Origin of the sequence: Azospirillum sp. A29 (assembly GCF_042604625.1) — a bacterium.
Lineage (GTDB): Bacteria > Pseudomonadota > Alphaproteobacteria > Azospirillales > Azospirillaceae > Azospirillum > Azospirillum palustre.
Genome location: NZ_CP170463.1, coordinates 218,406 through 230,471 on the forward strand (window position 1 = coordinate 218,406; position 12,066 = coordinate 230,471).

Genomic DNA, 12,066 nt, shown 5'->3' on the forward strand with positions numbered 1-12,066 from the left:
GCGCCTCACGCCTGAACGCGGCTCCTCAGCGCACAGCGCGCGGCGGCGAGGTCCCAGGCGGCGCAGCCGACGCTCTTGAACAGGCGGGGCCTGTCGGTCAAGCCGGTGCCGTCCTGCGCGTTGGCCAGCGCATCGGCCAGCGAGCGTCCGCTCGTCCAGTCGAAGCCGGCCTGGATCAGGTCGCCGGCCTCATGGCGCGCGCCGGCCGGGTCGTCGATGAAGACGTCGCTGCCATGGATGGAGGTTGGACCGTACTCGGCCATCTCCGGCTTGAAGGCGCCGACGCCGACCAGCAGCCGGTCCGGCCGCGGTGCTTCGTCATAGACCGGCACGAGGCTGGTCGTCAGGGTGATGACGACGTCGACGGCGGGGTCCACCACCCCGGAGGCCGGACGAAGATCGATCCCCGCCACGCCGGAGGTCCGGCAGAAGGACTGGCAGGCCTCTTCCCGCCGGCCATGCACGTCGACCCGGATGCCGGGGTAGAGCGATGCCAGCGCCTCGACATGATACGCGGCCTGCTTGCCGGTGCCGAACAGCGCGACATGCTGCGCAGGGCGCTGGGCGAGCGTCCGGATCGCCAGCATCGACACGGCGGCGGTGCGGCGGCCGGTGACCGTCGGCCCGTCGAGGATCGCCAGCGGGGCTCCGGTGGCGCCGTCATAGGCGGCAACCACGCCATGGATGGTCGGCAGCCCGAGCGCTCCATTGCCAGGGCAGACGTTGACCAGTTTGTGGATGCCGACATCCCCGGCCGTCGCCGGCATGGACAGGAGGACGCCGTTCTGCGGCAGCGGCAGGACCTGCCGTTCCGGGCTGTGGATCCGGCCGGCGGCATAGTCGCGGGCAGCATCGGCGATGGCGTCGCACAGAGGAGCGAAAGGCAGGAGTTCGGCCGTTTCCGCGGGCGACAGCATGGACAGGGCGGCTGTGGTCAAGGCGGTGCTCTCCTTGCGACGGATGGGCGTCAGGGACCGTCACGCTATATGCAGCCCGGACGATGCGCCACAAAATTTTCGTATAAGAAAAATTCCCGCTGGCTATACTCTGTTGGCCGGCCGAGCCGGTTGCATCAAGTCGGGAAGACAGCGTGGGCGGATCATCACAGCGAACCGGCCGGGATGGGTCAGGGCCGAACGGTACGGCGGGCATGCTTGCGCCGACGCTGAAGCGCCTGCGGGCGGCCGCGCAGCTGACGCTTCAGCAACTGAGTGAGCGGTCAGGCGTCTCGATATCGACCCTGTCGAAGATCGAGAACGGACAGCTGTCGCCAACCTACGAGAAGATTGCCGCACTGGCCTCCGGCCTGGGGGTGGAGGTGGGGGTACTGTTCGGTCAGGTCGCGAAGCCGACCCCGCTGGGCCGCCGCAGCGTCACCAGGGCCGGTGGCGGCGCGGTGCACGAGACCGACCAGTACCGGTACGAGGCGGTGAATGCCGACCTGCCCGACAAGCGGTTCGTGCCGCTGGTGACCACGATCAAGGCACGCAGCATCCAGCAATTCGGCGAGCTTTCCCGCCATGATGGCGAGGAGTTCATCTATGTGCTGGAAGGCGAGGTGACGGTTCACAGCGATTACTACACGCCCCTGACCCTGTCCAAGGGCGATTCCTGCTATTTCGACAGCGCCATGGGGCATGCCTGCATCTCGGGTGGCGAGGGGGATGCGCGGGTTCTTTGGGTCTGCTCGCACACCTCACTCGCCTGATACATTGAGGCGGGCAGCACAGCGGAAAAGTTGCAGATCGGCGCAGGAGTTCCGTGACGACGCCGTAACAAGGAACAGACGCGGCCCCGGATGCCCCAGGATGCCGCTGACCAGTTCATTTGACGGAACGGCGACGACATGGACGGGAACGCGACACGGCGTACCGACGGATTGCTGCGCCTTGCGGTCCAGCACCACAATGCCGGACAGACCGAGCGGGCGGAGCGGTTCTATCGCGAGATCCTGCGGATCGACCCGACGCATGGCGACGCCGCCCATCTGCTGGGCCATATCGCCTTTCAGGATGGGCGGCGCACCGACGCCACCCGTCTGTTCGACACCGCCGCACGCTCCAAGGCGCTGGTCGGCTCCTATCATCTGGCATTGGGGCAGGCGCTGATGGAGGAGGGGCGGGTGACCGCGGCGCTTGCCAGCGCCCGCCGGGCTCTCGCCGTCAACCCGGACGACGCCGATGCGCTGTGCCTGCTGGGCGCCATCGCCGGCCGGCAGGCACGGTCGGTGCAGGCCCTGCGCTGCTACCGCGCGGCGGCCCGCCTGGTGCCGGGTGCGGCCGAGCCGCGGCTCGGCATGGGCCGCGCGCTGGAGGATCTGCGGCAGGCCGGTGCCGCCATCGGCTGCTACCGTCTGGCGGCGAGGCTGCGGCCGCAGGATGCCGCCACCCGGATCGCGCTGGCCAATGCATTGCGCCGCTGGGGCGCGGTGGCCGAGGCCGCCGCCGCGTATCGGGAAGCCATCGGGCTGGGGGCCGACACCGGATCGGTCTGGGCCAATCTGGGTGCCGCGCTCCAGGGAGCGGGCCGGCTGGCCGAGGCGGAAAGCGCCTATGGCGAAGCCTTGCGGCGCCAGCCCGACCACGCCGAGACACGCAACAATCTGGGTCTGCTGCTGCATGCGCTGGGCCGTCACGCAGAGGCGCGCGAGCGGTTCCGGACCGCACTGGCGCTCGATCCCTGCCATGTGCCGGCCCTCGTCAATCTCGGGCTGGCGGAGGCCGCGCTCGGGGAGTATGGCCGTGCCGAGCGCTGGCAGCGCCGTGCCATCGCCCGCGACCCCGGTCAGGTGGAAGCCTGGAACAATCTCGGCAACGCCTGCAGGGCGCAGGTGCGTCCGGTGGAGGCGGAAGCCTGCTGGAGGCGGGCGTTGGCGCTCAACCCCGCCTTTGCCGATGCGCTGGGCAATCTCGGCGCCGATCTCTCCGACCGCGAAGCCTTTGCTCCAGCGACCGTGCAGGTGCGCCGTGCCATCCGGTTGATGCCCGGTCATGCGCCTTTGCATGCCGTTCTGGCCTATGCGCTGAATGGCGCCCAACGGCCGGTCGAGGCCGATGCCGCCTGTCGCCGGGCACTGGCGCTGGCCCCGTCGCTTGCCGACCCGCTCTGCACCCTGGGACTGGCGGAGCAGCGGCAGGGCCGTGCCGATGCCGGCCGCTGGTTCGAGCGTGCGGTCGCCGCCACCCCCGGCCATGCCCTGGCCCGCTTCAACCGCGGCCTGCTGTCGCTGGAGCGCGGCGCGCTGAGCGCCGGCTGGGCCGACTACGCCTTCCGCTTCAAGGCCGGCCGGGTCCGCCCGGAACGGCGCTTCACCATTCCCGAATGGACGGGCGAGCCGCTGGCCGGCAAGCGGCTGTTCGTCTGGCGCGAGCAGGGGGTGGGCGACGAGTTCCTGTTCGCGTCCTGCTATCCCGACCTGATCAAGATGGCGGGGCATGTGGTGATCGAATGCGAACGCCGGCTGGTGCCGCTGTTCGCCCGCTCCTTCCCGAAGGCGACCTTGCGGGCCGAGCAGCCGCCCTGTGGGCTGATGGAAGCCGAGACGGTCGATTGCGACTATCACATCCCCGCCGGCTCGATCCCCCGTCTGCTGCGGGAACGGCTGTCGGCCTTCCCGACGCGGTCCTGCTGGCTGTTCGCCCAGGGTGGCCGCGTCGCCGACTGGCGCGAGCGGCTGGACGACGCCGGCGACGACCTGCGTGTCGGCATCAGCTGGCGCAGCCAGGTGATGACCGCCGACCGCCGCAACGCCTATCTGCCGCTGGATGCCTGGGGCTCGGTCTTCTCCGTGCCCGGCGTCACCTTCGTGAATTTGCAATATGACGAGTGCCAGCGCGAGATCCTGGCGGCGGAACGCCGGTTCGGGCAGCCGATCTATGGCTGGACCGGGCTCGACCTGCGTGACGATTTCGAAGAGACGGCGGCACTGGTCTCGACACTCGACCTCGTCATCGCGCCGGCGAATTCGGTGGCGGAGCTTGCCGGTGCGCTGGGTGTGCCGGTCTGGCGCTTCGGTCACCGCGACTGGACGCAGCTCGGCACCGCCCGGCGGCCCTGGTACCCGTCGATGCGCCTGTTCCAGCCGCTGGGCGGCCAGGGGCTGGAACAGGCGCTTGAGCGCATTGCAATGGAACTGCGTCGGGTGGCGGCGAACTGACGGCTATATCAGCCGGTTACATCAACCGGGGCGGCTGATCGCCATCCTCGTCGAAGCCGCGGTCGGACGGCGGCAGGCGGAAAGCCGCGGCAAATATGCGGTCGGCGAGACCGGGCGGCGGGCGGTCTTCGGAATGGCCCAGAGCCAGTTCCATCGCCACCATCTCGTCCAGCATTGCCTGCGCCTTGACCGAACGCAGAAGAAGGCGCCGCGCGTCCTTGGCCACGTCGGTCGGCCAGAGGGCGAGGTCGCCTCCATGACGATCGAGCCGATCGCGAAACTCCTCATCCGTCATCGAAGGAATCCCTGGCCGCCTGCGCACTGGCGCGCAGAAGCAGCCGGAGCTGCTGGCGCGCGCGTTTCAACAGCGACTCTACAGCACCTATGCTGATTTGCATAACGCTGGCGATGTCGGCGTTGCTTAAATTCTCGTAATAAAACAGGGTCACGGCCGCGCGCTGCTGCGGAGTCAGTCTGTCCTGAGCCTCCAGCAGCCGGGCGGCGACCTGCCGGCGATGGATGGTGCTGACCGCATCGGGCGCGCTGTCCGACGGCTCCGCCACGGTTTCCAGATCCTGGCCGACCGGCCGGCGCTTGTGGTCGATGCAGCGGTTCACCACCACCCGGTAGAGCCAGGTGGTAAAGCGGGCGCCGCCATCGTCGCTCCATTGGCTGCGGCGCTGCCAGACCTGGAGGAAGGCGTCCTGCACCACATCCTCCGCCTCCGCCTCGTTGCCGGTCAGGCGACGGGCCAGGGCGTAGGTGCGCTTCAGGTGGCGATGAACCAGCGTCCGGTAAGCCGTCTGGCTGCCGGAGCGGATTTGCGCCATCAGCGCTTCGTCGCTGTCCTCGTCCGCAGGGATGATGACGCCTGAGGTTGACCCCCGGCTCAGATCCCCGGACATGGAGCGCCCGGCACCGGAATCCTCGCAAGGACGGTCAAGCCGAGAGTCCGCCATTGGCATGATCCATCGTTCTCCCGACGACGGATGCATGCGGCCCTTTGGCCGTGGCACCGACGACAGTGGATGGCCCGCCGCGTTCTGCGGCAACGGCCTGCCAAGCCTTCAGCATGAAGGACGTCTGGCGGATGAGCGAGTCACAGGCCGCAACCGGATCCGTCCGGCTGGCGGCGGCGCCGGCCTGCGCGATCAGCCGGTGGTAGAACCGGCGAAGCGTCAGCGCGACATCCTCATTTTTGTCGAAAACCAGAATGGAATCAAGGCCCGCGAACACCATGACCGCGTTTCGGATCGCGGTGTGGTGCGCTTCGAACCGGCGGTCGGCGGCGGCGTCGCGGGCGGCGTGCAAATGGGTCATCGCCCGCTCGTACAGCCGCACCACCGCCGTCAGCGGCGGCACCGCGCTGTTGGCGACGGCATAGGCGTTCAGGGCCTTCGAATAGGCGGAATTGCGCATGGCGCCAAATCCTTATCGTTGGATGGACCTTGACCGGTGTCAGCTGTCGCTGCTGCTGTCCTTGTAGGTCAGCTGTTTCAGCAGCAGCGCCGCCTGTTCCGCCGCCGCCTCCAGCCTGCCGTAATAGGCGGTCAGGGTGCTGCGGTAGGTCTCGGCCTTGGTCTTGATGTCGGTGGACCGGCTTTCCAGCTCGGTGTCCCGGGTTTCCAGATCGTTGATGGCGGTGGCGAGGTCGCTGCCGTAGGTGGCCGACGCATCGTCGATGACGCCGAACAGCTTGTCGGCCAGCCCCTTCGAGAAGTCGATGTCCACGCTGCCGCTGTTGCCGGAATAGACCAGCACGATGCCTTCATAGGCCGAACCGGTCGCACCGATGATGCGGTTGCCGCTGACGGTGAACAGGCTGCTGTCGCCGCCGACCGATGCCGAGGCCAGCGTCCCGTCGTCTCCGCGTACGATGTCCAGCGTGAAGGACAGCGCCGAGGCGCTGCTGGTGTAGCGCAGCAGCGACATCTGGCTGGAGGACGAGGTCATGTTGAGGCCGAGCGACTGCTTGACCGCGTTGATGTCGCTGCTGAGGATGCTGTTCAGCGTGTCCTCGTCCAGCTCCAGCTCGTTGGAACTGTTGAAGCTGATGCCCAGAGAGGCCATCGACAGAACCGTGCCGTCGACGGTGGTGATGGAGGTGTTGAGCGCGCTGTTCACCGACCGCACGATCTGCCGCAGCAGGCTGTCGGAAAACAGCGTGGCGTCGCTGGAGGCGGTGCCGTCGCTGGTCGTCGCCTGCTGCGTCACCACGAAGTCGCGGTATTCGTTGTAGGCATCGACGAAGCCGGTGATCGCCGACTTGATGGAGGACAGGTCGGTCGACACCTCCATCGGGATCGCCGTGTCCGGGCTGGCGCTGTAGAGGGTCAGCGTCACGCCTTCGATGGCGTCGTCGATGGTGTTGGAACTGCGGGTGATGGTGACGCCGTCCACCTTCACGATTGCCTTCTGCACGGCGACCAGCTCGTTCTTGATGGCGCCGTCGCTGTCGGTCAGCCCGAGCGACGAGAGGACGCCATCGCCGCCGTCGGTCATGGAAATGGTCTGGCCGGTGTTGTTGGAGGTCAGGATCAGCTGATAGCTGCTGTCGCTGACCTGCACGATGCTGGCGGTGACGCCGCTGGTCGATTTGTTGGCGTTGATGGCGTCGCGCAGGTCGGTCAGGCTGTCGTCGCTGTCCATCGCGATGGTGACGGCGCTGCCGTCGGTCGCCTGGAGTGTGAAGCTGCCGGAATAGCCGAGCGCGTTTGTCTTGCTGGCGACGCCGTCTGCCGCGATCTTGTGCTTGGTGGCGAGCTGCTGCACCACGACCGAATAGGTGCCGACCTCCGTATCGTCGTCCACCGTGGCGCTGAACACGTCGTCGTCGCCGACATAGGCGGTCCGCTGACCGAACAGGTTGGAGGACGCGCCGGTGGAGACGCTGCGGTTGCGCAGCCCGTCGATGGCGTCGTTGACCGCCTGCAGCTTGTCCTGAAGGTCGGTGTAGGCGGTGATCTTCGCCTCGTTGGCGGTGATCTTGGTGTCGATGCGGTCGGCCTTGGCCAGCCGGGCATTCACCTTGGCCTCGATCAGCAGGGAATAGTCGATCCCGGTGCCGGAATCGCTGGAGGACAGCGCCGAATAGCCCGTCGTCGCGGCCGTGCTGGAGGTGGTGGAACTGACGGTGGTCATGGCAAGGCTCTCCCGGTTCCGGCCGCGGTGGGCGCGGCGGATGGCACGGCGATGCTGGGTTTTGCGGCGCTGACGATGGAAGGAAACGGCCGCCGGCGGGGCGTGCCCCACGAGTGTGTGAGGCTGTGCGGGACGCGGCACCCTTGCCCGGCGGCCTTGCGAACCGTCAGCGGAGAAGGGAGAGCAGATTCTCGGGCATCTGGTTCGCTTGGGACAGTACGGCGATGGCGGCCTGGGTCAGGACCTTCTCCGATGCCAGTTTGGACTGCTCCTCGGCCACGTCGACGTCCATGATCTTGGACTGGGCGGCCTCGGTGTTCTCGATGGTGGTGTCGATCATGTCGCTGCGGAATTCGAAGCGCGAGATCAGCGCGCCGACGTCGGCGCGGGCGTCCGACAGGGTGGTGACCGCGGTGTCGAGCGCCGTCAGGGCGGCGGCGGCGGTGGCGGAGGTGCCGACATCCAGCGTGTTGATGCCCAGCCCCGTCGTGGTGACGCCGGCGATCTGCACCGTAATGTTGTCGTTCGACGTGGTGCCGACGCGGAAGGAAACGCCGGTGGACCAATTGGTCGCGCCGTCGAGCAGGGATTCGTCGTTGAAGCGGGTGCCGGACGCGATGCCGTCGATTTCATCCTGCAACTGCTGGAACTCGGCGTCGAGGTAGGAACGCTCGTTGTCGGTGACCGAGCCGGACAGCGACTGCGTGGCGAGCGAGCGCATGCGCTGCACGATGTCGGAGATGCTGGACATGCCGCCATCGGCGGTCTGGAGGATCGACGATCCGTGCGAGGCGTTGGTGGCCGCCTGGTTCAGCACCGTGACGTCGGATTTCAGCGAGGTGCCGACGGCGAGACCGGCGGCATCGTCCGACGCCTTGGTGATGCGCGAACCGCTGGCGATCTTCGAGACCGAGTCCGACTGGTTGGTCGAGTTGATGTTGAGGTAACGAAGGGCCGAATTGGAAGCCGTGTTGGTCGAGATGACGGGCATGATGTGGTCTCCTGATCGAACCGGGCCGTTTCGGCGACCCTCACTGGGACTCACGGGGCAGGCGGCGAAAGCTGGCGGACTTTTTCGATGGGGTTAGCGCTTTTTTGCGGAGTCCCGACCCTCACAGATATTTGGACAGGTTGTTCTCTTCGAGGATCTTCATCAGGCTCATGGTCGCCTCCAGCGAGGCCTGGAGCTGCGACAGTCTGGTGGTGGATTCGGCCAGATCGACGCTGCGGATGTCCTCCACCTGGGTTTGCAGCACCAGCTGCTCGTCCACATGGCGGTCGATGGTGTTCTCCAGCGAGGAGCTGGCGGCACCCAGCTTGGCCTGCACGATCGACAGCCCGTCGGTGGCGTCGGAAGCGAGCTGCGTCGCCTCGGCCAGCAGATCGGTGTCGACCGGATCGGTCGACATGTTGGCGATCAGGCTGAAGGCGCGCAGGGCTTTTTCGAAAGCCGGCTGGTCGGCGGTGACGCCGTAGGACAGCACGAAATCGTCGGCGGCCTGGAAATGGGCGACGGTGGAATCGCCCTGGTAATAGCCGGTGTCGGCACTGGAGGGATAGGTCGCCGCGCTGTAGCTGTCGAGATCGACCGCCGGCTGGTCGGTGCGCCCGCCGGCGAACAGATAGCGGCCGTCCTGCCGGGTGTTGAGCAGCCCGCCGAGTTCCTCCATCAGCTGGCCGGCCTCCGCCACCACGCCTTCGACGCCGGCCGCATTGTTGCCTTGCAGGCCGGTGATCAGCGCGCTGAGGCGGGAGGTCAGGTCCGACATGCCGCCGACGGCGTCGTACATCGACTGGATGCGGCCGTTCACCACCTCGCCCTCGTCGATATACTGTTCCAGCCGGCGGTAATGGCTTTCGAGATTGACCAGCCGGCCGCTGTCTGAGGCGATGCCCTTGTAGTCGGTGGAGTTCAGCCCCGACGCCGAGCGGACCTGTTCCGCGGCCACCTTGGCCTCGGCCTTCATCATGTATTGGACGAGCGTGTTCTGATGGTTGTAGGTCGCGACCCGTTCCATCGCGGTCTCCTCTACTGGACCATGTCGAGCGCCGTGCTGAACATCTCCTGCAACGTCTTCATGACCGCGGCGGCGGCCTCGTAGGCGGATTGCAGGGTGGAGATCGCGGCGGTCTCCTCGTCGACATTCACGCCGCTCTGCGACGAGAAGGTCGATTCGAGGCTGCTGGTGTAGGTTTTCTGGCTGTCGTAGGCGGTGGATGCCTTGTCGGCGAGCGTCGCCGCCCCCTGGATCACCGCACCGGCATAGCCGGCGAAGCTCGTGCTGCGGGCGCTCAACGACCCGGCGGCATCGAAGTTGTAGCTGGCGGAAAAGGCCGCCGACAGCGCCTTCGCCACCGACCCCTCGCCACTGGTCAGCGCCGTGCCGGCAGCGGTCAGCCCGCTGGCGGAGGACAGGGCGCCGGTGGCGAGAAGGTTGCTGTCGCCGGCGATGCGGGTCGCCACCTTGATGTCGGAGGCCCCGGTACCGGTCAGCAGGTCGTTCAGGCCATAGGCGTCGGAGAAGGCGCCGGTCGTGCCATCGTTGGCGTCACCACCCAACGCGATGCCGTTGCCGGTGCCGGTGGCGGCGATGACCAGCTTGCCGTCGGCGGAGATCGAGGCCGAGGCGCTGCTCATCGTGTTGATGGCATCGACGACGTCCTGAAGGGTCGATTTGGTCGACAGGTCGATGTCCAGAACCTCCGCCGCCGTGCCGGAACTGTCGGTGACCGCGACGCGCAGCGTGCCACCGGTCACCTTCAGCGCGTCGCTGGCCGAGACGGTCTCCGTGCCGGTCAGGCTTTGCGGGGCTGGGTAGGAGGAGCCCTGGTTCTGGATGGCGTTCAGCCTGTCCATCAGGGTGGTCGCCAGCTCGTCCAGGCCGGCCTGCTGCGCCGGCAGGTCGGTGTCGCGCAGCTGAACCAGCGCGCCCAGCGAACCGCCGAGCGACGAGCCGGTGGCGTCCACCCCGTTCAGCATGATGCCGCCGAAGCCGCTGCTGCCGCCGGCACTGTAGACGGTGCTGGCGCTGACCGAGGCGGCCGGCGTGTAGGACAGCTCATGCACCTTGGTATCGAGCAGGGACTTGCCGGATGCGGTGGAGATGCGCATCAGCCCGCTGTCGTCGACCTGATAGGTGACGTCGATGGACTTGGACAGGCTCTTCAGCGCGGTGTTGCGCTGGTCCTCCAGGTCGGTGACGTTCTGGCCCAGCGCCTTTCCCTTCACGATCTGGTCGTTGAGGGAATCGATGCCGCTCAGCGTCTCGTTGATGGTATCGACGGTGGTGGCGATTTCGTCGTCGGCCTGGGCGCGCAGCGACTGGATGGACGAGGAGGTGTTGCGCAGCGTCTCCGCCAGATCCGACAGGTCCTGCACGGTTGCGGCCTTGGCGCTCTCGCTTTCGGGGGAGGTCGCCAGCGTGCCCAGCGTGTCGGCCAGCGCGTCGATCATCGACCCGATGTCGGTACCGCCGCTGTCGTCGTCGCTGACGCTGCCGAAGGCCGACTGCATCCGGTCGAGATAGCTGTCGCGGGTGTCGGTGTAGCCGAGGTCGGACTGGGCCGAGACGAGCGTCTTCATCAGATAGCGGTCGACGTTGCTGCTGACCGCGGTGACGTCGACGCTGGCGACGTTGACGCCGGTGTTGCGGGTGACGTTGGACGCGGTCTTGCGGGTGTAGCCGTCGGTGTCGGCATTGGCGACGTTGGAGGAGGCGACGGCGATCCTGACCTCGGACGTGCGCAGCGCCGATGAGGCGATGGAACTGGCGACGCGAAGCGACATTGCGGGCCTCCTTTCCGGCTTTCCGCGCTCAAATGGTCAGGCCGTCAGGCCGACGACATGGCCGGTGGTGCGCATCGCCACACGCGCGCCATAACGGGCGCCGGGGCCATAGGCGACGCCATAGACGCCGGCCGGTGCGGTGGACGCGGCGCGCAGGGCGGCGCCGATGGCGTTCTGGCGGGCGCGGTGGACCCTGATCTGCGCCTCCATCTCCCGCATGCGGGCGACCAGCGTCGGCAGGACCCGGTCAGCGGCGGCCTTGGCGGCGCCGCGCACGGCAGGGGCAACGCGCTTGCTGCGCGTCTGCGCCAGCGCATCGGTCAGCCGGTCCTTCCAGCTCCGCAGCAGCGTCTGCATGTCGCCCGCCGCCAGCAGCGCATCGCGCGGCCGTCCCTCGCGCACCGCCGCCTCGGCGCGCGTCGCAGCGCGGTCCAGTTCGGCGACGAAGGCCTCCAGCACCTCCACCGCATCGACGCGGAGGAAGATGGTCGGGGTTTCCGGCGTGCCGGTCTGGCCAGGGAACTGGGCGGGGGGCTGTACGGGAGCCTGGACCTTGGTCAGAACGGGCTTCGGCGGGGCCGGCTTGCGCAGGGTCTGCTTGAGCGCCATGGCGATAGCTCCGGGTATTGGATGTCTGGTTCCTGGATTTCTGTTTCCACGGCGTGTGGTGCGAAAACTGGCGGGGATTTTTGAAGGAAGCGTCGGCTTCGGTTGCCGGCTTCCCCTACCGCCGCGTCGCCATCGCCCGCCCATAGGCGCTCATCGCGGTATTGGCGACCCGGCCGCGGTAGATCCGGGCTCCCAGCGCCCGCTTCTCCACATCCAGCCCGTCGATCAGCGCGATCAGATCGTCGGCCATCGCCAGCCGTTCGGCCTGCGTGGCGGTCCTCGCCAGCAAGGCCCGCGCCTGGACCGTCAGCCGCCGGTGCTCCGTCAGCAGGGTCTCGGCGCAGGCGAAGCGTTCGTCGGGTGCGGCGGCCAT

At 67.7% G+C, this 12,066-nt stretch carries 12 protein-coding genes; 2 read left to right on the forward strand and 10 right to left on the reverse strand.

What is annotated here, in order from left to right; translation table 11 throughout:
- Window positions 1–5: 5 nt before the first annotated feature.
- On the reverse strand, window positions 6–938 hold the full coding sequence (lhpI, locus tag ABNQ38_RS09505; protein ID WP_377807234.1) for a bifunctional Delta(1)-pyrroline-2-carboxylate/Delta(1)-piperideine-2-carboxylate reductase: 933 nt from the start codon (window positions 936–938) through the stop codon (window positions 6–8).
- Between the two features lie 212 nt (window positions 939–1,150).
- Here lhpI and ABNQ38_RS09510 point away from each other — a divergent pair, with 212 nt between their 5' ends.
- Both ABNQ38_RS09510 and ABNQ38_RS09515 read left to right on the forward strand, forming a co-directional pair.
- Window positions 1,151–1,708: a helix-turn-helix domain-containing protein gene (locus tag ABNQ38_RS09510; protein ID WP_377807235.1), complete on the forward strand. Its 558-nt coding sequence runs from the start codon at window positions 1,151–1,153 to the stop codon at window positions 1,706–1,708.
- Between the two features lie 138 nt (window positions 1,709–1,846).
- Complete coding sequence (locus tag ABNQ38_RS09515; RefSeq protein ID WP_377807237.1) at window positions 1,847–4,156, forward strand: tetratricopeptide repeat protein; 2,310 nt, start codon at window positions 1,847–1,849, stop codon at window positions 4,154–4,156.
- Window positions 4,157–4,172: 16 nt separating this feature from the next.
- Here ABNQ38_RS09515 and ABNQ38_RS09520 read toward each other — a convergent pair whose 3' ends face one another.
- From ABNQ38_RS09520 to ABNQ38_RS09560, 9 genes are all read right to left on the reverse strand, one after another.
- Window positions 4,173–4,451, reverse strand: coding sequence for a hypothetical protein (locus ABNQ38_RS09520; protein ID WP_377807238.1), 279 nt, complete (start codon window positions 4,449–4,451; stop codon window positions 4,173–4,175).
- Window positions 4,441–5,061, reverse strand: coding sequence for an RNA polymerase sigma factor (locus tag ABNQ38_RS09525; RefSeq protein ID WP_377807240.1), 621 nt, complete (start codon window positions 5,059–5,061; stop codon window positions 4,441–4,443). Before ABNQ38_RS09525 ends, ABNQ38_RS09520 begins: the two co-directional genes overlap by 11 nt.
- Window positions 5,062–5,095: 34 nt before the next feature.
- Window positions 5,096–5,575 carry a flagellar protein FliS gene (locus ABNQ38_RS09530; protein ID WP_377807241.1) on the reverse strand — a complete coding sequence of 160 codons (480 nt, stop codon included), beginning with the start codon at window positions 5,573–5,575 and terminating at the stop codon, window positions 5,096–5,098.
- A gap of 39 nt (window positions 5,576–5,614) precedes the next feature.
- The gene (gene fliD / locus ABNQ38_RS09535) at window positions 5,615–7,297 is read right to left on the reverse strand and encodes a flagellar filament capping protein FliD (protein WP_377807242.1); all 1,683 of its coding nucleotides are present in this window, start codon (window positions 7,295–7,297) and stop codon (window positions 5,615–5,617) included.
- Window positions 7,298–7,463: 166 nt separating this feature from the next.
- Window positions 7,464–8,288 carry a flagellin gene (locus ABNQ38_RS09540; RefSeq protein WP_098736547.1) on the reverse strand — a complete coding sequence of 275 codons (825 nt, stop codon included), beginning with the start codon at window positions 8,286–8,288 and terminating at the stop codon, window positions 7,464–7,466.
- Between the two features lie 121 nt (window positions 8,289–8,409).
- Complete coding sequence (locus ABNQ38_RS09545) at window positions 8,410–9,315, reverse strand: flagellin (protein WP_377807243.1); 906 nt, start codon at window positions 9,313–9,315, stop codon at window positions 8,410–8,412.
- Between the two features lie 11 nt (window positions 9,316–9,326).
- Window positions 9,327–11,084, reverse strand: a complete 1,758-nt coding sequence (gene flgK, locus ABNQ38_RS09550; RefSeq protein WP_377807244.1) for a flagellar hook-associated protein FlgK — start codon at window positions 11,082–11,084, stop codon at window positions 9,327–9,329.
- Between the two features lie 36 nt (window positions 11,085–11,120).
- On the reverse strand, window positions 11,121–11,693 hold the full coding sequence (locus tag ABNQ38_RS09555; protein WP_377807245.1) for a hypothetical protein: 573 nt from the start codon (window positions 11,691–11,693) through the stop codon (window positions 11,121–11,123).
- 115 nt (window positions 11,694–11,808) lie between these two features.
- Window positions 11,809–12,066, reverse strand: a complete 258-nt coding sequence (locus ABNQ38_RS09560; protein WP_377807246.1) for a hypothetical protein — start codon at window positions 12,064–12,066, stop codon at window positions 11,809–11,811.

Excerpts from the sequence above, each read along its gene's own strand:
- fliD (WP_377807242.1), bottom strand. The coding sequence starts at position 7,297 with ATGACCACCGTCAGTTCCACCACCTCCAGCACGGCCGCGACGACGGGC.
- ABNQ38_RS09510 (WP_377807235.1), top strand. The coding sequence starts at position 1,151 with ATGCTTGCGCCGACGCTGAAGCGCCTGCGGGCGGCCGCGCAGCTGACG.
- ABNQ38_RS09555 (WP_377807245.1), bottom strand. The coding sequence starts at position 11,693 with ATGGCGCTCAAGCAGACCCTGCGCAAGCCGGCCCCGCCGAAGCCCGTT.
- ABNQ38_RS09520 (WP_377807238.1), bottom strand. The coding sequence starts at position 4,451 with ATGACGGATGAGGAGTTTCGCGATCGGCTCGATCGTCATGGAGGCGAC.
- ABNQ38_RS09530 (WP_377807241.1), bottom strand. The coding sequence starts at position 5,575 with ATGCGCAATTCCGCCTATTCGAAGGCCCTGAACGCCTATGCCGTCGCC.
- flgK (WP_377807244.1), bottom strand. The coding sequence starts at position 11,084 with ATGTCGCTTCGCGTCGCCAGTTCCATCGCCTCATCGGCGCTGCGCACG.
- ABNQ38_RS09515 (WP_377807237.1), top strand. The coding sequence starts at position 1,847 with ATGGACGGGAACGCGACACGGCGTACCGACGGATTGCTGCGCCTTGCG.
- ABNQ38_RS09560 (WP_377807246.1), bottom strand. The coding sequence starts at position 12,066 with ATGGCCGCCGCACCCGACGAACGCTTCGCCTGCGCCGAGACCCTGCTG.
- ABNQ38_RS09525 (WP_377807240.1), bottom strand. The coding sequence starts at position 5,061 with ATGTCCGGGGATCTGAGCCGGGGGTCAACCTCAGGCGTCATCATCCCT.
- ABNQ38_RS09545 (WP_377807243.1), bottom strand. The coding sequence starts at position 9,315 with ATGGAACGGGTCGCGACCTACAACCATCAGAACACGCTCGTCCAATAC.
- ABNQ38_RS09540 (WP_098736547.1), bottom strand. The coding sequence starts at position 8,288 with ATGCCCGTCATCTCGACCAACACGGCTTCCAATTCGGCCCTTCGTTAC.